Below are 22,511 nucleotides of genomic sequence, written 5' to 3' on the forward strand. Positions count from 1 at the left end.
AATTCTAAGAGAATGTTGCGCCGGATGGGGGGAGGCCGAGCCAATTGACCGTGCGGATCGCCTGCATATCCTGAACTCGTGCGCGGCGACGGTGACGGATGGGTGATATCCGACAGCGGCGCCCACTATTGGGGCCGGTACGGCGCGGCCGGCCTGCTCCTTCGGGCCCCGCGGCCCGACGGCACCCCCGCGGTGTTGCTGCAGCATCGGGCGGTGTGGAGCCATCAGGGCGGCACCTGGGGTTTGCCGGGCGGTGCCCGCGACAGCCACGAGACGCCGCAGGAGACGGCGGTCCGCGAAGCGCTCGAAGAGGCCGGCCTCCCCGCCGAGCGACTGGCCGTGCGGGGGACGGTGGTCACGGCCGAGGTTTCCGGGCTCGGCGGCACCCGCTGGTCCTACACCACCGTCGTCGCCGATGCCGGCGAATTGCTGGACACCGTGCTCGATCGGGAAAGCGCCGAGCTGCGCTGGGTCGCCGAGAACGAGGTGACCGACCTGCGGCTGCATCCCGGCTTCGCGGCCAGCTGGGAGCGGCTGCGCACGGCCCCGGCGCTGGTGCCGCTGGACCACGGCGACGAACGACGGCATTGCCTGCCGCGCACCATCGAGGTCGAGGCCGGCGTCTTCGTCTGGTGCATGCCCGGTGAGGCCGATCAGGCCCCGTCGCAGCTGAGCCGCCGGATCAGCTCGCTGCTGCAAGCGCCGACCTGAGCTGGTGCGCCGCGGCCCGCGGGTCCTCGGCCGCGGTGATCGCCCGCACCACCACGATTCGCCGGGCACCGGCGTCGAGCACCTCGGGCAGCCGCCGCGCGTCGATGCCGCCGATCGCGAACCACGGCTTGTCCCCACCGAGCTTGGCGGCCGCTCGCACCAGGTCGAGGCCCGGCGCCTGGCGACCCGGCTTGGTTGGGGTGGGCCAGCAGGGGCCGACGCAGAAGTAGTCGGCTTCGCTGTTGGCGGCGGCGGCGACCTGGCTGCGGTCGTGGGTGGACAGCCCGATCAGCGTGTCCGGCCCGACGATTTCCCGGGCCACGTCCAGCGGCAGGTCACCCTGGCCCAGGTGCAGCGCGTCGGCGCCGGCCGCGCGGGCGATGTCGGCGCGGTCGTTGACCGCGAACAGGGCACCGTGCCGGCGGGCCGCGTCGGCCAGGATCTCGCAGGCGGCCAGCTCGTCGCGAGCCTCGAGCGGTCCGAACCGCCGCTCACCGGCCGACCCCTTGTCGCGCAGCTGGACGATGTCGACCCCGCCGGCCAGCGCCGCGTCGGCGAACTCGGCCAGGTCGCCACGCTCGCGGCGCGCGTCGGTACACAGGTAAAGCCTCGCCGCCGCGAGGCGGGCATGGGAGTCGTGCACACCGCGACGCTAGCGCGCTAGCGTAGAACCCGAAGAACACGGGAGTCCCGGGAGCGGGGTCTGAGAGTGGGCGCGCCTGCCCTTACCGTCACACCTGATCCGGATCATGCCGGCGAAGGGAGCAAAGGGATGCCGAACACGCTGGCCGTAATCGGCGGCGGTGTCATCGGGCTGTCGGTGGCGCGCCGGGCGGCGCAGGCCGGATGGTCCGTGCGGGTGCATCGCACCGGCGACGAAGGCGCGTCCTGGGTGGCCGGCGGCATGCTGGCGCCGCACAGCGAAGGCTGGCCCGGCGAGGAGCGGTTGCTGCGGCTGGGCCTGGAATCGTTGCGGCTGTGGCGCGAGGGCGGCTTCCTGGACGGGCTGCCGCCGACGGTGATCACCGCGCGCGAATCGCTGGTGGTGGCCGTCGACCCGGCCGACGTCGCGGACCTGCGCACGGTCGCCGACTGGTTGGCCGCCCAAGGGCATCCGGTGGTGTGGGAGTCGGCCGCCCGCGACGTGGAACCCCTGCTGGCGCAAGGCATCCGGCACGGCTTTCGGGCGCCCACCGAACTGGCGGTGGACAACCGCGCGGTGCTCGACGCGCTGCGCAAGGACTGCGAGCGTCTCGGGGTTCGGTGGGCTTCGCCGGTGCACGACCTGTCGCGGGTCGATGCCGACGCGGTGGTGATCGCCAACGGCATCGACGCGCCCGCGCTGTGGCCCGGGCTGCCGGTGCGTCCGGTGAAGGGCGAGGTGCTGCGTCTGCGCTGGCGCAAGGGATGTATGCCCTTGCTGCAGAGGGTGATCCGCGCCCGCGTGCACGGGCGGCAGGTGTACCTGGTTCCGCGGGCGGACGGTGTGGTCGTCGGCGCCACCCAATACGAACACGGGCGCGACACGGCGCCGGTCGTGTCCGGGGTGCGTGACCTGCTGGAGGACGCGTGCGCGGTGCTGCCGGCGCTGGGGGAGTACGAGCTGGCCGAGTGCGCCGCCGGGCTGCGCCCGATGACGCCCGACAATCTGCCCCTCGTGCAACGCCTGGACGCGCGAACCCTGGTCGCCGCCGGCCACGGCCGATCCGGATTTCTGCTGGCGCCGTGGACCGCCGAACGGATTGTGTCCGAACTCGTCCCGGTCGGAGCCCACCGATGATTGTCATCGTCAACGAGCAAAAGGTCGAGGTCGACGAGCGCACCACCGTCGCCGCGCTGCTGGAGTCGCTGGGCTTCCCGGACCGCGGCATCGCGGTGGCCATGGGAGACGCGGTGCTGCCGCGATCCGACTGGGCTGTAGCACTTTTCGACGGTGCCCGCCTCGAGGTGGTGACGGCGGTGCAGGGTGGCTGACACGGGCGACCGCAAGCTGACCATCGGCGACCGCAGCTTCGCCTCACGGCTCATCATGGGCACCGGGGGAGCGACCAACCTGGCGGTGCTCCAAGAGGCGCTGATCGCGTCGGGCACCGAGCTGACCACCGTCGCGATGCGCCGGGTCGACGCCGAGGGTGGCACCGGGCTGCTGGACCTGCTCAACCGGCTCGGCATCACGCCGCTGCCCAATACCGCGGGGTGCCGCAGCGCGGCCGAGGCGGTGCTCACCGCGCGGCTGGCCCGCGAGGCGCTGAACACCAACTGGGTCAAGCTCGAGGTGATCGCCGACGAACGGACGCTGCTGCCGGATCCGATCGAATTGGTCCGGGCGGCAGAACAATTGGTCGATGACGGATTTGTCGTGCTGCCCTACACCAACGACGACCCGGCGCTGGCCCGCCGGCTGGAGGACACCGGTTGCGCGGCGGTGATGCCGCTGGGCGCGCCGATCGGCACCGGGCTTGGCGTCACCAACCCGCACAACATCGAGATGATCGTCGCCCGGGCCGGCGTTCCGGTGGTGCTCGACGCGGGCATCGGCACCGCCAGCGACGCCGCGTTGGCGATGGAGTTGGGTTGTGACGCCGTGCTGTTGGCCTCCGCGGTGACCCGGGCCGCCGACCCGCCGGCGATGGCCGCCGCGATGGCCGCCGCCGTCACCGCCGGCCATCTGGCGCGCCGGGCCGGGCGTATTCCCAAGCGCTTCTGGGCCCAGGCTTCCAGCCCGGCGCCATGAATCGTTATGTCGCGCTGGGTAGTTCGATGGCCGCCGGTCCCGGCATCCGGCCCCGAGCCGCGGGCGCTCCTCGATGGTCGGGCCGGTCGGCACGCAACTACCCGCACCTGGTGGCCGAACGATTGAACCTGCAACTTGTTGACGCTACCTTTTCCGGTGCGACCACCGCCCATCTGCTTACCGATCACCGGCATGGGCAGCCGCCTCAAATCACCGCACTGGACGGCTCGGAGAACCTGGTTACGGTCACCATCGGCGGCAACGACGTCGGCTACGTTCCGCTGTTGATGGCGGCATCGCTGCCGCGCTGGGCGCGCCGGCTGCCGCTGCTGGGTGGGCGCATGGCCGAACTGCTGGACCGTCAAGCCCGCGACGGGGCCCTGGCCGAGGTGTTCGATTCGTTGTGCGCGGTCGGGCACGCGCTGCGCCAGCGCGCCCCGGGCGCCCGGATTTTCTTCGTCGACTACCAGACCATCCTGCCGCCCGCGGGTACACCGGCCCCGCCGCTTTCGGAAGCGGATGCCGACCTGGGCCGCCATGTGGCCGCGACCCTCGAACGACTTACGGCCGACGCGGCACTGGCAACCGGGTGCGAGGTCGTCCACGCCGCCGCCGCCAGCCGGCCACACCACGCCTGGTCGGCCGAGCCGTGGACCACCACGCCGGCCCGCTACGGCGTGCCCCTCCCGGGTCGGCCGGCCCCGCTGCACCCCAACGACGCCGGGATGCGCGCGGCCGCGGAACTCATTGCGGCCCAACTGTGAAGGTCAGCCGTTGGTCCGCCACCACTGGTAGATCGCCGGGACGTCGGTGTTGGATGCGCGGATGTAGCTCAATATGTTCTTGGAGTCGGTGGTCCAGATGATTTCCGCGGCATTTTGGTAGGTCCCGCACGCCACCTGTCCCGAGTTGGTGGTGGAGCTGCCCTGGTGCCAGGTGGTGGGTGACTGGCCACTGTCCCCGCACGCGGTCAGGACGTCGTCCTTGATGCTGGCCTTGAACGAGCCGGCTAAGTCGTCGCCGGTGCTGAAGAGGACGTACTTGGCCTGGACGGGCCCGTTGGGGTCGGGGCTTTGCCCGCATGTGAGCGCGGCGAGTTCGCCGCTGGTGAGGTTCTGGGCGGTGCAGTTGTTGAGGCCGTAGCCCTTCGACAGCGACCCGGCCAGCGTGTTGATGTCCGCCGAGTTCCCGGTGTTGGTGGGGTCCGCGGTCGCCGCGGCGGTACCCGCGAAGGCGAAACTGCCCATGAGCACCGTAGCCGCCGCGGCTCGCAGCGCGTTGCGGAGATGAGACATCCTGGGCTCCTTACGGTTGTCGTACCGGCGGTGCGGCCGCGCCGAAACAGTGCTTTGTTAAGTGGGATCGTAGGGCTATGTCCTGACTATGCAACACATTCCACCGGAAATTGTCTGTCTAGGCATCATTTCCGTCAGACCCGCATGATGTTGCCGCGAAGCGGTGATGTCGCGGGCCGCCGGCCGTGACCGATCGCTAAAGCGGTTGGGGACCAAAGGTTTTGATCCTGACGTTGAACGCTCGTCGCCCGGCGAATGCCGCCCGACCGGCCCGCCGCGCGGTCGGTGACGATTTGCCGAAACGAGAATTTTGCCCAGATGGTGCCATGGCGGCACCGCTCAGGTTATGGTAAGCACGCTTCACGCCAGCTAACTCCTCTCGACTGGAGAACCCATGACGCAGCCACCGCCCCCACCCCCGCCCGGCTACCCGCCGCAGCAGCCCCCGGCGCAAGCGCCCAACAACTACTTGGTGTGGTCCATTTTGGCGACGGTGTTCTGCTGCCTTCCCCTGGGGATCGTCGCGATCGTCAAGTCCAGCCAGGTCAGCGGGTTATGGGCGCAGGGTCAATACGCCGAGGCGCAGGCGTCCGCCGAGAGCGCCAAAAAGTGGGTGAAGTGGTCGGTCATCCTCTGGGTCATCGGCGTTGTCGTCTACGGGATCGTCCTCCTGGTGCTGGCCCTGACCGCCGATCATTCGAACCAGGCCATGCTTGCGGCGATGGCCTAAATCGGCAAGGGTCGACGTCATGGTGACCCGTCTAGATTCGGTCCGGCTGACTCTGGGTGCGCCACTGTTGGTGGCCGCGTCGTCGACGCTGGTGTGCGCCGCCGTCTGGGTGGGCGATCCCACCACACCGAACGGACCGTTGCCGGTATGCCCCACAAAGGCTCTCCTAGGTATCGACTGTCCGGGATGCGGCAGCTTGCGCATGGTGTACTCGCTGTTGCACGGCAACCTGCCGGCGGCCGCCAGGTTCAACGCACTCGGCCTGGTGGCGCTCGCCCTCTTGGTATGGGCGTATCTGGCGTGGACCTACGGCCGTGTGGTGGGCAGGCGGATCGCCAGCTGGCAACACCATCGGCGGGCCGCGGTGGTCACGCTGTTATTGGTGGCGGCTTGGTTTGTGGTGCGCAATATTCCCTTTCCACCGTTCAGCGCACTGTATGTCTGACTCGCGCCCGTAACAACTGACGAGCGCCGGTCGGGGCGTCTAACCTTGGGCGCGATGGTGAACAAATCAAGGACGATTCCGGCGGTGCTCGCCATGGTCGTCGTGACCGCATTCACGGCCGGCTGCTCCCATCGGTGCGCTAACCCGCAGCAGGTGATCGGTGACCCCGCCGCGGCCGGGTTCGCCACCGCGATACGCAACAAGGTCACGGCCGACGCGATGATGACGCACCTGTCGAAACTGCAGGACATCGCCAATGCCAACAACGGGACCCGCGCGGTGGGCACCCCCGGCTACGAAGCCAGCGTCGACTATGTGGTGAACACGTTGCACAACAATGGCTTTGACGTGCAGACACCCGAATTCTCGGCGCGGGTGTTTCACGGCGACAAGCCTGCGGTGACCGTCGGCGGCAAGACCGTGGAGGCGCGCGCAATGGAATTCAGTCTCGGCACCCCGCGGGACGGGGTGAGCGGTCCGCTGGTGGCCGCGCCCACCGGGAACGGCCCGGGCTGCAAGGCCTCCGATTATGACGGTCTGCCAGTGCAAGGCGCGGTGGTGCTGGTGGACCGCGGCACGTGCCCGTTCGCTCAGAAGGAGGATGCCGCGGCGCAGCGCGGGGCCGTGGCGATGATCGTCGCCGACAACGTCGACGAACAGCAGATGGGCGGCACCCTGGGCCCGGACACCGACGTGAAGATCCCGGTGGTGAGCGTGACCAAATCCATTGGGGTGCAGCTGCGCGCGCGGCCGGGGCCGACCACCGTCAAACTCAATGCCAGCGTCCAGAGTTTCAAGGCCCGCAACGTCATCGCGCAGACCAAGACGGGCTCGCCCACCGACGTGGTGATGGCGGGCGCGCATTTGGACAGCGTGCCCGAGGGACCAGGCATCAATGACAACGGTTCGGGAGTGGCCGCGGTGCTGGAAACCGCGGTGCAGCTGGGAAATTCGCCGCAAGTGCACAACGCGGTGCGGTTCGGCTTCTGGGGCGCGGAGGAACTCGGGCTGATCGGGTCGCGCAACTACGTGGAGTCGCTGGACCTCGACGGGCTCAAAGACATTGCGCTGTACCTGAACTTCGACATGCTCGCGTCGCCGAACCCCGGTTACTTCACCTATGACGGAGACCAATCGCTGCCGGCCGACACCCGCGGCCAGCCGGTGGTGCCGGAGGGTTCGGCCGGCATCGAGCGCGCGCTGGTCGCCTACCTGAAGTCGGCCGGCAAGACCGCGCAGGACACCTCGTTCGACGGGCGTTCGGACTACGACGGATTCACCCTGGCCGGCATCCCCGCCGGCGGCCTGTTCTCCGGCGCCGAGGCCAAGAAGTCCGCCGAGCAGGCCAAGCTGTGGGGCGGGACCGCCGACCAGCCGTTCGATCCCAACTATCACAAGAAGACCGACACCCTCGATCACATCGACCGCACCTCACTGGGCATCAACGGCGGCGGTGTGGCCTACGCGGTGGCTTTGTACGCGCAGGACATCACCGGCCGCAACGGGGTTCCGGTCCTGGCGGACCGCACGCGCCACGTGCTCGCCAAGCCATGATCGTGACCGTAATCCGTCGGCTGCTCGCGGCGTTGGTGCTGACCGGGTTGGTGGCCGCTTGCTCGCCAGATTCGGGGTCGCGGCCGGTGTCGCCGCCCGCGGCGCCGGACCTGGGTCGTGGGTTGGCGGGAAAGGTAACCGCGGACCGGATGTTCACCCACCTGCGCGCGCTGCAGGATATCGCCAACGCCAACAGGGGCACCCGGGCGGCGGGCACACCGGGCTACGACGCCAGCGTCGAATATGTGGCGAAGACCTTGCGGGACAGGGGTTTTAAGGTATCGACGCCGCAGTTCGACCGGCTGTATCAGGTTTCGCCGGGCAAGCCGGCGCTGACGGTGGCCGGCCGCGCCTATCAGGTCGACCAGGCCTCGCTGCTGGTCCGGACACCACCCGGCGGCCTGACGGGGCAGCCAATCCGGCCGACGCAACCGTCGGGCTGCGCGCCTGCCGATTACCCGGCCGTGGTACCCAAGGGCGCGATCGCCGTCGTCGACGACGCTCGCTGCTCGGTGGTCGACAAGCAGAACAGCGCGGTGGCCAAGGGCGCGGCGGCGCTGATCGTGCTCAGCACGGCCAACGGCCAGGGAGCGCCGCCCACGTTGTTCAGCCCCGGTTACTTCAAGCAACTGACCGTGCCGGTCGCCGTCGTCGGCGCCTACGGCGCCACCGCGCTCGCAGGTAACACCGCGCCGATACGCCTGGTGTTGGACGCCGAGAACGTCAAGGTCACATCGCGAAACGTGTTGGCGCAGACCGAGACCGGTTCGCCGCATGAGGTGATCATGGTGGGCGCGCGCCTCGACGGCCCGCGCAACGGTCCGGGCATCAACGACAATGGGTCCGGCGTGGCCGCGGTGCTGGAAACGGCGCTGCAGCTGGGCCCACTGCCACCGGTGAGCAACGCGGTGCGGTTCGTGTTCTGGGGAGCCGAGGAGGACGGCCCCAACGGCGCCATGGATTACGTTTTCGGCCTGGACCGCGACCAACTCAACGACATCGCGCTGTACCTGAACTTCACCATGCTGGGTTCACCGAACGCCGGCTTTTTCACCGACGACGGCGACCAGTCCGGTCCGCCCGGGGCCGGGGTGGCGTTCGGGGATGTGCCCGACGGCTCGGCCGGCATCGAGCGCACCCTGGACGGCTATCTGAACCTGGCCGGCAAGAGGCCGGCGGACATGCCGTTGAACACCAGGACCGACTACCACCCCTTCCTGGTCGCGGGCGTGCCCGTCGGGGGTATGACCGCCGGTGCGTCGCAGACGAAAATCACGGTGCAGGCGCGGCTATGGGGCGGTCAGGCCGGTGCCCCGTTCGACCCCAACTACCAGAGCCCGCGGGACACGGTCGACAACGTCAACCGGGAAGCGTTGGCGGTCATGGGTTCTGGCGTGGCGTTCGCGGTCGGTACCTATGCGGAGTCGATCGGGGGCGTCAACGGCGTCCCGCCCCACGACAAGCGGCATCGCACGCGGATGCCGTAGCGGCGGGCGGGCCTCGACGAAGCCGTTTCCGGCCGGCCCACCGACCACGTGGTCGCCAGCCACGCCCACGGCGCCAGCGTTATTCGTGCTGCCTCAAGCGATCTCGGCGAGCCTGGGAATCAGTCGATCGCCGAGGCGGCGGATGAAGCCGACGGGGTCGGGGTTTCCGGGGAAGGGACCGATGTTGATCAGGTCAATACCCAACCCGGCATAACGTTCCACCGTATTCAGGTAGCCGGCGGTGTCCTCGAAGGGATCGGTGAAAAGCCCCACCGTCTTGCGGATTTCGGCCGGGTCCCTACCCACCGCGTCACAGTGGCGGTTCAGCACGTCGATCTTGTGCCTGAGCTCGTCGACGTCCGACACCATGGCGTTCCAGACGTCGGCGTACTGGGCGACCAGCCGCAGCGTCTTCTTCTCGCCGGCGCCGCCGATGAGAATCGGGGGCCGCCGAATCGGTTGCGGCTCACAGATTGTTTCGGCCAGCCGATAGTGCTTGCCGTTGTAGGGCCCGTTGTTGTCGCTCCACATCTGCCGGGAGATCTGCAGTGTCTCTTCGAGCATCTCGAACCGCGCGCTGAGCGGCGGATACGGAATGCCGAGGGCCACATGTTCGCGGTCGTACCACGCGGCGCCGAGTCCCAGCATCGACCGGCCCTGGGACAGCACGTCAAGCGTGGTAACCGCCTTGACCAGCACACCGGGATAGCGATAGGTGACCCCGGTGACCAGTAGGGTCAGGTCGATCGTGGTGGTTTGCGCCGCGAGGAAACCCAAAGACGTATAGCCCTCCAGGAATGGATCTTCGGCTCGCCCAACGCTTTCCATCTGGAAGAAATGATCGGCCAAGGTGAACATCGTCGCGCCACCCTGCTCCGCGGCCTTCGCCGCGTCGGCCAGCGTCGGGCCCAGCGCCGCCGGATTCCCCGGCAGAAAATCGATGAAGTGCACTCCCAGTTCCATTGCAGGTCCTTTCGCCCTAGTTTTCGGTCAAGCGCTCGAGCAGCGATAAGGCGTCAAGGATGACGCGGCGTTCCCGCTCGGAATACCGCTCCTGGATGGTGCGCGCCAACCATTCCTCCCGCACCCGACGGTCGCTCTCGGCGCGCCGGCGGCCTTCGGTGGTCAGCGAGATCACTTGGCGACGACCATCTTCAGGGTCGGGCGTGCGCTCGATGAGCCCACGCTGCTCGAGGGCGGCCACGATGGTGGCCATCGACTGCGGCCGCACCCGTTCGGCGCCGGCCAGTGCGCTGGCCGACGACGTTCCCTCTTTCCACAGCCGGGTGAGCACCGCGGTCTGGGACGGCGTCAGATCGTCGTCGATCGCGAGGTCCCTCAACCGGCGTCGCAGCCGGCTGAACAGCACCCGCAGATCGCGGGCGGCCGTCACGGCCGAGACACCGATGCCGTCCATGCTCCCACCCTAAAATAGACAGCTAAAACTGTCCAGTTCTAGCTGAATGAATTGGGCTCAGGCGGTGGGCCGCGCGCGCCCACATTGATTATGTAAATGTCCAATATGTGGGATGAGCGCCTTCACGTCATGCAGACGTTCGCGAAAAGCAGCACCGGCCACGACACGATCGACCCGAGGAAGGACACCGCGAGATCGACGCCGCGCATCTGGTGCAGATGCTCGGTGTGAGTCATCGACCAGATGGTGCCTATCAGCAGATATGGAGTGCCGAGGACGATTCCGATGGCCAGCAGCTGACCGATGCTGAGCCGGAATTCGAGCAGTCGACGAAATCTTTCCCACATGCGCGGTCCCTTTGATACGGGGCTCGGACGGCCCCCCGAGTGTCGATTCACGTTGTTTGGCGATGCAGCAGACGCAGCGCCGCCTCGACCGCAAGCGCAGGCACGTCGAGGGTCTTCGAGCGCAAGTCGTGCCGGGCGCCGGTGATTTCGACGACTTCGGTCGGCGCGGCGATCAGCGCCGCCGCGGCGCGCACCTCGGCCGGCGTGCCGAAGGGGTCCGAGGTCCCGTGGGTGAACACCGTGGGCACCGTGATGTCGGGCAGGTGTTCGGTGCGCGGCCGCTCCGGCTTCCCCGGGGGATGGACCGGGTAGGAGAACAGCGTGAGCACGTCCACCTGAGCTTCGCCGCCGGCAACAACCATGGACGTCTGCCGGCCACCGTAGGAGTGCCCGCCGGCGACCAGCGGGCCGTCGGTAAGACCGCGGCACACCGTGATCGCCTCGACGATCCCCGCGCGGTCGGTGGCGGCCGAGCCCGACGGCGGACCCGTGGGCCGGCGCCGCCGGTAGGGCAGGTTGTAGCGCACCGCGAGCCAGCCGCGTAGCGCCCACTCGTCGCAAACCTGTTGCAGCAGCGGGGATTCCCGGTTGCCGCCGGCGCCGTGGGTCAGGACTACAACGCCGTTGGGGTCGCCTTCCGGTTGGTGCGCCACACCCGTGATTCGCTCGAGGTTCATGCGCCCGCTGACGATGCGGTCCGGAACGGATTGAGGTGGGGGCGGGCAATCATGACAGCCGGAACAGGGGCGAGACCGGGCCGTGGCCGTGGCCCAATGGGTAAGCGGCGCGTAGGCATTCGGTGACCCACCGCTTCCCGAACTCGACCGCGTCGGGCATGCCGAACCCGTGCGCCAGCGCGCAGGCGACCGCGGTCGCAAGCGTGTCGCCACCGCCGTGGTCGTTTCCGGTGGGGATGCGCTCCGCGTCGAACTCGTAGCAGGAGGCACCGTCATAGAGCAGGTCGCGGCTGCGATCCGACGACCGCAGGTGTCCGCCCTTGACCAGCGCCCAGCGCGGGCCCAGCGCGTGCAGTGCCTTGGCCGCCGCGCGCTGCGAGTCGGCGTCGACCACATCGATATCCACCAGCAGCCGCACCTCGTCGAGATTGGGCGTCACTAGCGTGGCCAACGGAAACAGTTGAGTGCGAAGAGAATCCAGTGCCTCTCGTGCCAGCAGCGGGTCACCGTGCATGGACGCGCACACCGGATCGACGACGAGCGGCACCGTCAACTCGAGCCCGCGCCAGGTCGTGGCCACCGTGTCGATGATGCCGGCCGACGCCAGCATCCCGGTCTTGGCGGCCTGGATACCGATGTCGGTGACGACCGCCTCTATCTGACCGGCCACGACATCGTTGGGAATCTCGTGAAAGCTCTTGACTCCCAACGTGTTCTGCACGGTCACCGCAGTGACCGCGATGCACGCGTGCACGCCCAGCAACGCCATGGTGCGCATGTCGGCCTGGATGCCCGCACCGCCGCCGGAGTCCGACCCGGCGATGGACAGCACCCGCGGCGGGGTCGTCCCCGGCGGCGCCAGCGGCAGGTAATTCACTGCGCGAGCGGCAGATACACCCGGTTGCCGTGCTCGGCGAACTCGGCCGACTTCTCCGCCATTGCGGCTTCGATCGCCTCTTCGCTGTCGAGCCCGTGTTCTGTCGCGTACGCCCGCACGTCAGCGGTTATGCGCATCGAGCAGAACTTCGGCCCACACATCGAGCAGAAGTGCGCGGTCTTCGCCGGCTCGGCCGGCAGCGTCTCGTCGTGGAATTCCCGTGCGGTGTCGGGGTCCAACGACAGCGCGAACTGGTCGTTCCAGCGGAACTCGAACCGCGCCGTGCTCAGCGCGTCGTCACGCGCCTGCGCGCCGGGATGGCCCTTGGCCAGATCCGCCGAATGCGCGGCGATCTTGTAGGCGATCACGCCGTCCTTGACGTCCTTGCGGTCCGGGAGCCCCAGGTGTTCCTTCGGGGTCACGTAGCACAGCATCGCGGTGCCGGCCTGGGCGATGATGGCCGCGCCGATCGCCGACGTGATGTGGTCGTAGGCCGGCGCGATGTCGGTGGCCAGCGGACCGAGCGTGTAGAAGGGGGCCTCCTCGCACAGCTCCTCTTCCAGCCGCACGTTCTCCACGATCTTGTGCATTGGGATGTGACCGGGGCCCTCGATCATCACCTGTGCGCCACGGGCTTTCGCGATCTTGGTCAGCTCGCCCAGGGTGCGTAGCTCGGCGAACTGCGCGGCGTCATTGGCGTCGGCGATCGAACCCGGCCGCAACCCGTCGCCGAGTGAGAACGTGACGTCGTAGCTCGCCAGGATGTCGCAGAGTTCTTCAAAGTTGGTGTAGAGGAACGACTCTCGGTGATGCGCCAGGCACCAGGCCGCCATGATCGACCCGCCGCGGCTGACGATGCCGGTGACGCGCTTGGCGGTCAGCGGCACGTAGCGCAGTAGCACGCCGGCGTGCACGGTCATGTAGTCCACGCCCTGCTCGCACTGTTCGATCACGGTGTCGCGGTAGATCTCCCAGGTTAGCTCGGTGGGGTCGCCCTTGATCTTTTCCAGCGCCTGGTAGATCGGCACCGTGCCGACCGGCACCGGCGAATTGCGCAGGATCCACTCGCGGGTTTCGTGGATGTTCTTGCCGGTGGACAGGTCCATGATGGTGTCGGCGCCCCAACGGGTGGCCCACACCATCTTGTCCACCTCTTCGGCGATCGAGCTCGTCACCGCCGAGTTGCCGATGTTGGCGTTGACCTTGACCGCGAACGCCTTGCCGATGATCATCGGCTCGGCCTCGGGGTGGTTGTGGTTGGCCGGGATCACCGCACGTCCGCGGGCGACCTCGTCGCGCACCAGCTCGGCGGGCATGCCCTCGCGGGCGGCGATGAACGCCATCTCCGCGGTGATCTCGCCGGCGCGGGCGCGCTGCAGCTGGGTGCCGCGGTCACGAACCACCCCGGGCCGCGGCGGCAGCCCGGACGTCAGGTCGATCACCGCGTCGGGATCGGTGTAGGGGCCCGAGGTGTCGTAGAGGTCGAAGTGGTCTCCGGTGGACAGATGCACCCGCCGGAAAGGAACCCGGGCACCGGGAACGCCGTCTACTTCTTGATAGACCTTGCTGCTGCCCGCGATGGGCCCGGTGGTCACGGATGGTTCGACAGTTACGGTCATTTTCATCTCCCTACGCCGGCATTACCCGGTCAGGTTCGTACGGTCGACGGCCCCGAGCCGTCCTCTCAGCGCACTCGGCGTGCGCTCCCGCGTTTATGGATGGTCCGGACGCGAGGTTACTCCCAACCGGGACCATCCGCGCCAGGCGGGCGGGTGGCAGTGGACCCTCCGGCTGCGCTGGCAGCTCAACGAAATTCTCTGACCGGGGCCTCGCGCCTGAGACGGGTCGGGAACGTCAGCACCGGTGAGAATCTTGCGGCGTGCCCTACGCAGTGATGGTGTCCTTTACAGGGGTGTGGCGATTGTTGTTGGCGAGGTGGCGGCTCGACGGTGAGGCTTGTGTCGGACGGGTTTGCTGGTGGTGCTGGACGAGTGTGGCAAATATATGCCGGGCGCCACGCTCAGGTAGTTTCGATCTGAACTAAAATTCGGGGGTGGGGGTAACTCTAAGATCTTGAAAATATTTTTTAGCAGTGGTTACTTTACTTCAAATAGTTTGCAGGACTCGATGTTCGCGGGATGAACTTGGCCAACATCACCCCAACTCTCCCGAAACTCAGGTTGCTCTCAGCTACCTTCTGACCATCCGAATTCGACGCACCGATCAAAGGAGATGGTCGTGGACCTCGCAGCCCGCCCCCACATCACCGCTGGAATCGCCCTGACCAGCGCCGCAGTCATCGCTGCCGGTCCGATGACCCAGCACCTACCGAAATTTGATGTAGCCCAACACCTGCCTCCCGTGAGCGTGTCCGATATCGATCTCACCGATGCCGCCAGCGGGATGGTGGATCTGTTCTCGGGTGTGGAGAGCGAACTCGCTTCGCTCGCCGGCGGCTCCAGTGCGGCCGCAGTGCCCGCGCAGGCCATTACTGACATCAGCCCGTACTTCGTCAACCCGCTGCAGACATACGTGAATATGTTCCAGGACGCGGTGACCAACCTGCAGTACCTTGGCGGCGAATTCAACCCGCCGTTCCCGGTCTTGCAGCAGCTCGCTGCCAACGGGGTGTCGTACGCGAGCGACTACGTCGGGGCGTACCAAAGCACCGCAGCCTCCTTAGTCAAGCTAATCGGCGGGACCACCAAGACGAGTTTTGCGAATCAGACAATCAACGCGGTCAACGACATCCTGCAGGGCAATATCTCTACCGGGCTACCGCTGCTGAGCACACAACTGCTCCAGCGGCCGATCGTTGCGCTTGAAGATATGGAGAACATCATCTACATCCCCTCCTACATATCGCAGAACATCTCAAACACCATCGAGTTCTGGACCCAGGGCCCCGGCCTCGCCGGCTTGGTCGCTGGGTATGGCCTCCCCTTGCTGGGTGTCCCTGGAAACGTGTTGGGTCAGAGCCTGCAGGCTGTTTATGACGCAGCGGCCACCGGTGACTCGTTAGGGGTGGTAACCAACCTGGCTGACATCCCAGGTCAGCTGATCAACGGCGTGATCAACGGGGCGCTGACAAGCGGCTCCGGCGGGTCGCCGACCGGCGGCCTGCTCAGCTCGAAAGCTTTCGGGCAGTACGCTGGTGGCTTTCTCAACTATCTGGTGAATCAAACCCTGCCCTCTTGGTCAACCGCGGTCGTTGCCCCGAACGCCCAGAACATCGAAGCGGGCGGCAGTGTCGGCGCCGGAGTCCAGAACCTCATCTCCCAAATGCAGAACGGCTGGCCGAGCGCGACCGCGATCCAAGGCGCGATTACTCAGCTGCAACGTATCGGCACCACCATTGGTCCTGAACTGGTGGCGCAGCTGCAAAACATTCCCTCACTGCTGGCGAATCTCCCCTCCGCGGTGGTCAACTTCACCGGAACCCTGGCCAGCCAGATCGGGGCCATTATCGTCGGCCTGCTCAAGATGCTCTGAATCCGCGGGTGGTCGCCGATGCGAGCCGGTGACCGCCACCGGCGATTGGCCCCCTTCGGCAAAGGAGGGGGCCAATCCGTCTATAGCGTGTGGTTGTCGGCTGGGCACGTAACGGTCTGGGGACAACGCGATTCATGCCAGCCGGAGGGCACCATATCGATGCCAGTATGAAATCGGTTCTATCCCAAGGATTTTGGATGATCGGTAACGTCGGCCGAACGGATCCGACCGACCCCGGGGCAAAGGTTGCGATCGGATCGATCACCAAGGCGCCGCGTTCGGTTCGAGAACGGGCCAGACTGGAGAGCGACCCGGGAAACTCAAACCGTGGACCGCCACCTGACGTGAAATCAGGCCAGGCGCGCCTAAACCTCTTCCATCGCCTCGCCGAGTTCCTCCAGAATCTTGTTGTGATGGCTGCTTGCCATCAAGTGTCCGGCGGCGATGACCACAGCGACGGGCCAGTCGATGAGTTCGAATGCCGCCAGGGCGGCCAGACCGCCGTAGTAGGCCAGCTGCTCCGGCCGCGGAATCTCCATCTGTCCCAGCACCGGCACGTTCACCACAAAGGTCTCGCCCTCGCGGATCTTCTGCACCGCTTCGCGCTGGGATATCCCTCTGCGCGACTTCTTTTCCGCCATCATTTGCCTTTCGGTAACGAAGGGTTTGCCGCCTCGCCGGGTCGTGAGTTCAACGTCGGACTTATGTCGACGACCGACTCCTCGGGCTTCTTAGCCGATCCGCTCGTTTCGTCGATCGCCCTGGTGCTGCGGGTGCCGTTAGTGGAACTCTATGCGCTGCTTTGGCGCGTCGGGGTGGTGGAGATTCGGCAGTCCGACCGGACGCCTCGTCGTTCGTCACGGGCGCAGCAGGTTCGGGTGGCTCCGTGTCCGGCGTGCCCCAACCTTCCAAAACACCGTTCACAACGGCTATCCCAACGGTCGCCGCAGCGGCGGCCCCCAGAGCCTGCGCCCAACCAAGCGGACCCAGCGGCGTGCAGCCGAGCAACTGGCTGACCACCGGAATGCTGATCAGCGTTCCCATCGCCCCGAGCGAGCCCACCGCGGTGAGCACCACCAGCGGGGCGCGGGAGTCCAGCAGCGTTTGACCCAATTCGGCGCCCACCAGCGCGACCAGTGCCACGGTCGATGCGCGTTGCGGGCGCCCGGTGACACTCGCCATCGCCCACGCCGCCGTCGTCGCGGCCGCCGTGGTGACGCCGCGAACGGCCACGGCGCGCCACAACGCCGGCTGATCCGGGCCGCGCAGACCCGAATCGACAGGTCCGCTGGGCTTGCTGACCGCGAGCGCGGCCGCCGGCAGCGCATCGGTCATCATGTTCACCAGCAGCAACTGCCGGGTGTTCAGCGGCGAGTTCCCGGTGATCGCGCTGCCGATGACGGCGAACAGCACCTCGCCGGCGTTGCCGCCGAGCAGCACGGACACCGCCGCCTGCACCCGCTGCCAGAGTTGGCGCCCCTCCTCGATGGCGTGCACCAGCGCCTCGATGCGGGCATCCACCAGCACCACGTCGGCCGCCATGTGCGCCGGGTCGCTGCCTCCCGCGACGACGCCGATACCGACGGTGGCGGCCCTGATGGCGGCCGCGTCGTTGGATCCGTCGCCGACCATCGCACACAGCACCCCGGCGCTCTGCAGCGTCTGAACGATATGGACCTTGTTCTCCGGCGTCATCCGCGCGAAAATCACCCGCTCGGTCACAACGCGCTCTTGGTCCTTGCGCGACAGCGAGTCCCATTCGGGACCGCTGATCACCTGCTCGGGGGTCACCGACAGGCCCAGCTCCGCGGCGATCGCCATGGCGGTAATCGGGTGATCACCGGTGATCAGCTTCACTCCCACCCGTTGGCGCCGCAGGTTCGCGAGCAGGCCGACGGCCTCGGCGCGCGGGGTATCGGACAAACCGAGGAACCCCATCAGCGTCAACCCGTTGTCGCAGAATTCGGCGATGTCGTCGGGGTTTTCCCGGATCGCCCGAGCCTGTTGCGGGTTCAGCCGGCGCCGCGCCACCGCGATCACCCGCAACCCGCCGGCGGCCAGTTCGGCGACGGTCTGCTCGACGGCCGGGCCGGCGTCCTCGCAGGCGGCCAGCACCACTTCGGGCGCGCCCTTGACCGTCAGCTCCCCGTCGGTGACGGAGGCCGAAAAGGATCTGCCTGAGCGGAAGGGAAGGTGAGCTGTGGGTTCGGCGCTGGGCGCGGAGCCGTTGAGCGAGCCGACGGCCGCCTCGACGATGGCGACGTCGGTCGCGTGCACGTGGGGGGCGCCGTTCGACACCGGCGCGGCGTGCGCCGCACAGCGCAGCACCTCCTCGCGCGAAAACCCCGGCGCCGGGTGGACCTGCGTCACCCGCAGGCGGTTCTCGCTGAGCGTTCCGGTCTTGTCGAAGCAGACCACGTCGATGCGGCCGAGCGCCTCCACCGAACGCGGAACACGAACCAGCGCACCGAATTTCGTCAGCCGTCGAGCCGACGCGGACTGCGCCAGGGTCGCCACCAGCGGCATCCCCTCGGGGACCGCGGCGACGGCGATGGCGATGCCGCTCGCAACCGCCTGGCGCAGACCCGCGCCACGCAGCAGCCCCAGCGCGCTGACGAGCGCGCCGCCGCTCATGCTCACTGGGAAGGCGCGATTGGTGAGCTGGCTGAGCTGGTGCTGCAGGCCGATGTCCGACGGCAGGTCGCCGGACACCAGCTCGGCGGCTCGGCGTTCCTGGGTGTCGGCCCCGACCGCGGTCACCAGCGCGACCGCGGTGCCGGCGACCACGGTCGTCCCGGCGTACAGCATGCAGTGTCGCCCGGCGAGATCGGCACCCGGCGTGGCCTCCACCTGCTTTTCCACCGACACCGACTCACCGGTGAGCGTCGACTCGTCGACCTCGACGTCGACCTCCTCGAGGATCCGGGCGTCGGCGGGCACCACCTCGTGCGTGCGCACCTCGATGACGTCGCCGGGTTGCAATTGCGCCGCGACGACATCGGTGTACGCTCGCTGGCCGTCCGGTCCGGTTATCACCTTCCTGGCCGGCGGAATCTGTTGTGCGAGAAGGCGATCCAGTCGGTTTTCGGCGCGCAGCCGTTGGCTGGCCGCGAGTATCGAGTTCCCGGTCAACACCGAGAAGACCAAGATCGCGTCGACGGGTGAACCGAGCACCGCGCTGGCCGCCGAGCCGAGCGCAAGCACGGGAGTCAGCGGGTCGGTCAACTCGGCGCGGATGGCCGTGAGGAGTTGCCAGACCGCGTGCGGGGCCGCTGCCGCCGGGTGCGAGCCGTGGCGGTCCGGTCCCGTCCGGGAATCGGGCGGCGGCAACGCCTTACGCACCTGCTCGGCCGGCATCGCATGCCAGTCGTGAACGGGTGCCGGGCGCGGCGTATCCGCGTTCATGATCCCGCGTGCCAACAGGTAGCCGGAGAACAGGCCCGCCGCCGCGCCGGTGGTCACCGGTCCGGGTCCCAGGCCGCGGACGCCCGGGATCATCAGAAGAGATCCCATCGCCGTCGCGCCGGCCGATATCCCGGCACCCCGCTGGGTGGCGGCCCGCGCCGCCGGAAGCGCGTGCAGCACCCGCCAGGCGGCCGCCAGGTCGGGCAGGAGCAGATCGGCGCACCAGGGCGGGCCCGCCCCGGTCCGCGGCATCACGCCCAGCGCTACGTCGGCCGACGAAAGCGCTTGTGCCCCAGACGATGACAGCACGGCCACCGTGCGGCCCGCCTTTTGCAGGTCCGCGACGGCGCGGGCGAGCGCGTCGTCGACGGCGCCGTTTTTCACGGGTTTGACGTCATCGAACGCCGGCCGCAATTCGCCCAGCGAGTCAACGTCGACCGAGACCAGCTCCGCTCCCGTCCGGTGCGCCTCGGCGACCACGGCCGACGCCAGGGGATCGTGGGTGAGGCGGAAAAGGGCCTCGACTTCGGAATCCGGCTCGCTGGCCGAGATCCCGGGGACCGGGTGCCAGCCCGGCCGGTGCCCGTTGTTCTCCAGCGCCAGCTGGGCGCGGTTCCACGCCGCGGACACGTCGTGCTCGTGGGCGCCGCGGATGCGCGCCACCCGCAAGCTGTTGGTGCACAACACCCGCGGGTCGATGACGATCGCGTCGACCCGGTCGAGACGGCGCAGGGCCTCCGGCCGCAACGGCAGGACCGCGTGCCGATCGGCCAGCCCGCGCCCGAGCTCGGCGGCGAACGCCTCGGGCGTGGTGCGGGTGGCCTTGGGGGCTGTCACCAGCACCGCGGTCGCGGCCATGTGCACGCTGCCGGTGGTGGCGCCGACCAGCCCGGCGCTGAGCGCCTGGATGAGCGCGAAGCGCCCGGCGTTGCGTTCCACGGGCCTGGAGCGCGGCTTCGGCGGCGACGACGCGCCGGCATGCCGGGCCAGCTCCGGTTCGTGCCGGCGCCAGGCCCGCGCCCCGGCGCGGGATTCGGCGGCCTTCAGCGACTGCATCAGCAGACCCACCGACAACGACCCGGGGGACTGCGTGACCGTTTCCGCGGCCGCCATGGCCAGCGTCATCACGGTGTCGGTCGCGGGCCCGCCGATGCGGTCCTCGATCAGACGGCGCAGCCGGGGTTGGTACTCCACCGCCACCACGCCCGCAAGGACACCGATCGGCAGTCGCGGCCACCGCAGCGCCCGGCCCGTCAGCGCGATGCCCAGCCCGGCCGCGTTGGCGGCCACGGTCACGGCCCTGGTCGCCGCCACCACGCCGTCGCCGGGCAGGCTGGCCGTGGGCGCTTTGCTGCTTGGGCGGCAACGCTTTTCGGTGTCATTGACGATGCGGCAAAGGTCACGCAGCGAGGTGTCCTGGCCGTTGAGGCTGACGATCACGCGCGACAGGGGACGGTTCAGGCTGACCGAAGTGACGCCGGGGTGGGCCCGGACCGCGTCGAGCACGGCCCGGCCGAGTTCACCGTCGTCGGCGCCGTCAAGGCCGCGCACCTCGATCCAGGCCCGGCCCTGGCCCCGCGAACAGCGGCGGCCGAGCGTTTGGTCGGGAAGGTCGGCGGTGAGCGCCCTGGCGCCTTCTCGCAGCGGGATGGCCGCGATCTGGAAGCTTGTCCTCGAGGCGGAAAGTGCCGCGTTCAGCGCGGCGTTAGTGAGGGCTGAGGTTGCCTGGATGCCCGTCGTGACAGCCCGCAGCGGCATCGATCGTGGTAGCGACGTGACAATGCTCAAGGGCTGCTCAAAGAGTTCCGCTTTAGTTGGTGCTGCGCAATTCGGCGGCGCCCGCGCGCCGTCCGGCCGCCTTCTTGGCCGGCTGCTTGCGGGCGGCTTTCGCGGGCGCCGCTTTCTTCGCCGCGGGCTCCGACGGTACCGGCGTGAGGTTCGCCTTCGTCGATGCGGCCGTCTCCGTACTGCGGTGCATCCTGTGCAACAGCAGCGCGCCGCCTCCGACGGCCAGCAGGACCGGCCACTCGACCAGACCGGCAACGCCTAGCGCACCCAACGCCAGCGCGGCCGCCGGCGTCGAGTGGCTGCCGCTGCTGACTCCGCGTTTGATGCCCTCCGCGGCTCCCGTCACGCCGCCGACAATTCCGTTGACCGCGGCGCCACCCACCGCGCCCGCGGCCGCTGTGGTCGCGTCCGCCGCACGATTCACGGTTTTGCCCACGTTGCGGACCGCACCGCCGACGACACCCATGATGACTCCCTTTGGTATCTCATCGCTCTCACTGGGAACCGCGTTGGCAACCTGTATACCCGTTGAACGCGAAGTTAACAGCAACAACGAACTCGTTCTCTGCGTCTATCTAGCAAAAGCCTGCCACGTTACAAACGCGCGTACAACGAGCAACTTCTGGATTTTGTGCGGCCCGCCGGTGGCACACGAACCATCGATGCGATTCAAATCCGGCTCACATCGATCAGCACCGGGGCATGGTCGCTGGGCGCCTTTCCCTTGCGTTCCTCGCGGACGATCTGCGCGTCTGTGACGCGGCCGGCCAATGCCGGCGATGCGAGGATGAAGTCGATGCGCATGCCCTGCTTCTTCGGAAACCGCAGCTGGGTGTAGTCCCAGTAGGTGTAGACACCGGGGCCTGGGGTGAAAGGCCTTATCACGTCGGTGAATTGGGCGTCGATGATCGCTTTGAAGGCTTGGCGCTCCGGTACGGAGACGTGCGTGGCGCCGGCATAGAATTCGGTGCTCCAGACGTCTTCATCCTTCGGGGCGATGTTCCAGTCGCCGACCAGCGCGATCTGTGCCGTGGGGTCGTCGCGTAGCCAGCCCGCCGCCGTATCACGCAGCGCAGCAAGCCAATTCAGTTTGTAGGTGTAGTGCGGATCGCCCACGGCGCGGCCGTTGGGAACGTAGAGGCTCCACACGCGTATGCCACCGCAGGTGGCGCCCAGCGCGCGGGCCTCCGCGGTCGCGGCCACGTCCGGCTTGCTGCTCCAGCTGGGCTGGCCCTCGAAGCCGATCTGTACATCGTCGAGACCGACGCGCGAGGCGATGGCCACGCCGTTCCACTGGTTGAAACCGACGTGTGCGACCTCGTAACCGAGTTCGAACAGCGGCAGGGTGGGGAACTGGCTGTCGGCGCACTTAGTTTCCTGCATGGCCAGCACGTCGACCTCGGCGCGGGCCAACCAGTCGACGACGCGGTCCAGGCGGGTCCGAATCGAGTTCACATTCCAGGTGGCCAGCCGCAAGTGCGGCGAAGCCGGGCGCGGCGGGTCGCCGCCATCAAGCGGCGATCGCAAGTGCGGCGAAGCCGGGCGCGGCGGG

At 68.1% G+C, this 22,511-nt stretch carries 22 protein-coding genes, 1 pseudogene and 1 riboswitch; of the genes and pseudogenes, 11 read left to right on the forward strand and 12 right to left on the reverse strand.

Translation table 11 applies throughout. From position 1 onward, the window contains the following. The first annotated feature begins 78 nt into the window (after positions 1–78). The gene (locus K3U93_RS03015) at positions 79–711 is read left to right on the forward strand and encodes an NUDIX hydrolase (RefSeq protein WP_083011602.1); all 633 of its coding nucleotides are present in this window, start codon (positions 79–81) and stop codon (positions 709–711) included. On the opposite strand, the gene thiE is transcribed toward K3U93_RS03015, so the two are convergent. Beyond that, positions 683–1,354, reverse strand: coding sequence for a thiamine phosphate synthase (gene thiE, locus K3U93_RS03020; RefSeq protein WP_083011601.1), 672 nt, complete (start codon positions 1,352–1,354; stop codon positions 683–685). The genes K3U93_RS03015 and thiE overlap by 29 nt on opposite strands. 129 nt (positions 1,355–1,483) lie before the next feature. Between thiE and thiO the strand changes: the two genes are divergently transcribed. The 4 genes from thiO to K3U93_RS03040 are packed head-to-tail and all read left to right on the forward strand — an operon-like array spanning position 1,484 to position 4,209. Continuing rightward, positions 1,484–2,491, forward strand: coding sequence for a glycine oxidase ThiO (gene thiO, locus K3U93_RS03025; protein ID WP_083011600.1), 1,008 nt, complete (start codon positions 1,484–1,486; stop codon positions 2,489–2,491). Further along, a complete protein-coding gene (gene thiS / locus K3U93_RS03030) occupies positions 2,488–2,685 on the forward strand; it encodes a sulfur carrier protein ThiS (protein WP_083011599.1) in 198 nt (65 codons plus the stop codon). Before thiO ends, thiS begins: the two co-directional genes overlap by 4 nt. Positions 2,686–2,740: 55 nt before the next feature. Then, positions 2,741–3,445 carry a thiazole synthase gene (locus K3U93_RS03035; RefSeq protein WP_139797136.1) on the forward strand — a complete coding sequence of 235 codons (705 nt, stop codon included), beginning with the start codon at positions 2,741–2,743 and terminating at the stop codon, positions 3,443–3,445. After that, entirely contained in the window at positions 3,442–4,209 is a 768-nt protein-coding gene (locus K3U93_RS03040; protein ID WP_083011597.1) for an SGNH/GDSL hydrolase family protein, read from the forward strand. The genes K3U93_RS03035 and K3U93_RS03040 overlap by 4 nt, the downstream gene beginning before the upstream one ends. Before the next feature lie 3 nt (positions 4,210–4,212). On the opposite strand, the gene K3U93_RS03045 is transcribed toward K3U93_RS03040, so the two are convergent. After that, complete coding sequence (locus K3U93_RS03045; protein WP_071508733.1) at positions 4,213–4,740, reverse strand: serine/threonine protein kinase; 528 nt, start codon at positions 4,738–4,740, stop codon at positions 4,213–4,215. Between the two features lie 394 nt (positions 4,741–5,134). On the opposite strand from K3U93_RS03045, the gene K3U93_RS03050 reads away from it, so the two are divergent. The 4 genes from K3U93_RS03050 to K3U93_RS03065 are packed head-to-tail and all read left to right on the forward strand — an operon-like array spanning position 5,135 to position 8,956. Beyond that, positions 5,135–5,470 carry a CD225/dispanin family protein gene (locus tag K3U93_RS03050; protein WP_083011596.1) on the forward strand — a complete coding sequence of 112 codons (336 nt, stop codon included), beginning with the start codon at positions 5,135–5,137 and terminating at the stop codon, positions 5,468–5,470. A 19-nt stretch (positions 5,471–5,489) separates the two neighbouring features. Continuing rightward, positions 5,490–5,915: a DUF2752 domain-containing protein gene (locus tag K3U93_RS03055; protein WP_071511366.1), complete on the forward strand. Its 426-nt coding sequence runs from the start codon at positions 5,490–5,492 to the stop codon at positions 5,913–5,915. Between the two features lie 54 nt (positions 5,916–5,969). Then, the gene (locus tag K3U93_RS03060) at positions 5,970–7,469 is read left to right on the forward strand and encodes a M28 family metallopeptidase (protein ID WP_071511365.1); all 1,500 of its coding nucleotides are present in this window, start codon (positions 5,970–5,972) and stop codon (positions 7,467–7,469) included. An 11-nt stretch (positions 7,470–7,480) separates the two neighbouring features. Then, the gene (locus tag K3U93_RS03065; RefSeq protein WP_420915396.1) at positions 7,481–8,956 is read left to right on the forward strand and encodes a M28 family peptidase; all 1,476 of its coding nucleotides are present in this window, start codon (positions 7,481–7,483) and stop codon (positions 8,954–8,956) included. A gap of 93 nt (positions 8,957–9,049) precedes the next feature. Here K3U93_RS03065 and K3U93_RS03070 read toward each other — a convergent pair whose 3' ends face one another. The 6 genes from K3U93_RS03070 to thiC all read right to left on the reverse strand — a co-directional run bounded on the left by K3U93_RS03070 (position 9,050) and on the right by thiC (position 13,893). Next, positions 9,050–9,919: an LLM class F420-dependent oxidoreductase gene (locus K3U93_RS03070; protein ID WP_083011594.1), complete on the reverse strand. Its 870-nt coding sequence runs from the start codon at positions 9,917–9,919 to the stop codon at positions 9,050–9,052. Positions 9,920–9,935: 16 nt separating this feature from the next. Further along, positions 9,936–10,373: a MarR family winged helix-turn-helix transcriptional regulator gene (locus tag K3U93_RS03075; RefSeq protein ID WP_083011593.1), complete on the reverse strand. Its 438-nt coding sequence runs from the start codon at positions 10,371–10,373 to the stop codon at positions 9,936–9,938. Positions 10,374–10,495: 122 nt separating this feature from the next. After that, complete coding sequence (locus K3U93_RS03080; protein ID WP_083011592.1) at positions 10,496–10,720, reverse strand: hypothetical protein; 225 nt, start codon at positions 10,718–10,720, stop codon at positions 10,496–10,498. 47 nt (positions 10,721–10,767) lie between these two features. Further along, complete coding sequence (locus K3U93_RS03085; RefSeq protein WP_083011591.1) at positions 10,768–11,397, reverse strand: alpha/beta hydrolase family protein; 630 nt, start codon at positions 11,395–11,397, stop codon at positions 10,768–10,770. Positions 11,398–11,446: 49 nt separating this feature from the next. Then, positions 11,447–12,274 (reverse strand): bifunctional hydroxymethylpyrimidine kinase/phosphomethylpyrimidine kinase, encoded by an 828-nt coding sequence (thiD, locus tag K3U93_RS03090; RefSeq protein ID WP_083011590.1) that lies wholly within the window; start codon positions 12,272–12,274, stop codon positions 11,447–11,449. Beyond that, the gene (gene thiC, locus K3U93_RS03095; protein ID WP_083011636.1) at positions 12,271–13,893 is read right to left on the reverse strand and encodes a phosphomethylpyrimidine synthase ThiC; all 1,623 of its coding nucleotides are present in this window, start codon (positions 13,891–13,893) and stop codon (positions 12,271–12,273) included. Before thiC ends, thiD begins: the two co-directional genes overlap by 4 nt. After that, positions 13,884–13,994, reverse strand: a riboswitch (TPP riboswitch). It overlaps the preceding gene by 10 nt. A 512-nt stretch (positions 13,995–14,506) precedes the next feature. Here thiC and K3U93_RS03100 point away from each other — a divergent pair. Further along, positions 14,507–15,766: a hypothetical protein gene (locus K3U93_RS03100; RefSeq protein WP_083011589.1), complete on the forward strand. Its 1,260-nt coding sequence runs from the start codon at positions 14,507–14,509 to the stop codon at positions 15,764–15,766. Positions 15,767–16,131: 365 nt separating this feature from the next. Here K3U93_RS03100 and K3U93_RS03105 read toward each other — a convergent pair whose 3' ends face one another. Beyond that, the gene (locus K3U93_RS03105) at positions 16,132–16,410 is read right to left on the reverse strand and encodes a hypothetical protein (protein WP_071511355.1); all 279 of its coding nucleotides are present in this window, start codon (positions 16,408–16,410) and stop codon (positions 16,132–16,134) included. Here K3U93_RS03105 and K3U93_RS25425 point away from each other — a divergent pair. Further along, positions 16,372–16,554, forward strand: a pseudogene (locus tag K3U93_RS25425) (hypothetical protein); the annotation flags it as partial. The gene K3U93_RS03105 and the pseudogene K3U93_RS25425 overlap by 39 nt on opposite strands. On the opposite strand, the gene K3U93_RS03110 reads toward K3U93_RS25425, so the two are convergent. From K3U93_RS03110 to K3U93_RS03120, 3 genes are all read right to left on the reverse strand, one after another. Beyond that, positions 16,469–20,929 carry a cation-translocating P-type ATPase gene (locus K3U93_RS03110; protein WP_139797131.1) on the reverse strand — a complete coding sequence of 1,487 codons (4,461 nt, stop codon included), beginning with the start codon at positions 20,927–20,929 and terminating at the stop codon, positions 16,469–16,471. The pseudogene K3U93_RS25425 and the gene K3U93_RS03110 sit on opposite strands and share 86 nt — an antisense overlap. A 52-nt stretch (positions 20,930–20,981) precedes the next feature. After that, positions 20,982–21,425 carry a hypothetical protein gene (locus K3U93_RS03115; protein WP_071511353.1) on the reverse strand — a complete coding sequence of 148 codons (444 nt, stop codon included), beginning with the start codon at positions 21,423–21,425 and terminating at the stop codon, positions 20,982–20,984. A 203-nt stretch (positions 21,426–21,628) separates the two neighbouring features. Then, on the reverse strand, positions 21,629–22,435 hold the full coding sequence (locus tag K3U93_RS03120; RefSeq protein ID WP_176220040.1) for an exodeoxyribonuclease III: 807 nt from the start codon (positions 22,433–22,435) through the stop codon (positions 21,629–21,631). Positions 22,436–22,511: the final 76 nt, after the last annotated feature.

Origin of the sequence: Mycobacterium malmoense, assembly GCF_019645855.1 — a bacterium.
GTDB lineage: Bacteria > Actinomycetota > Actinomycetes > Mycobacteriales > Mycobacteriaceae > Mycobacterium > Mycobacterium malmoense.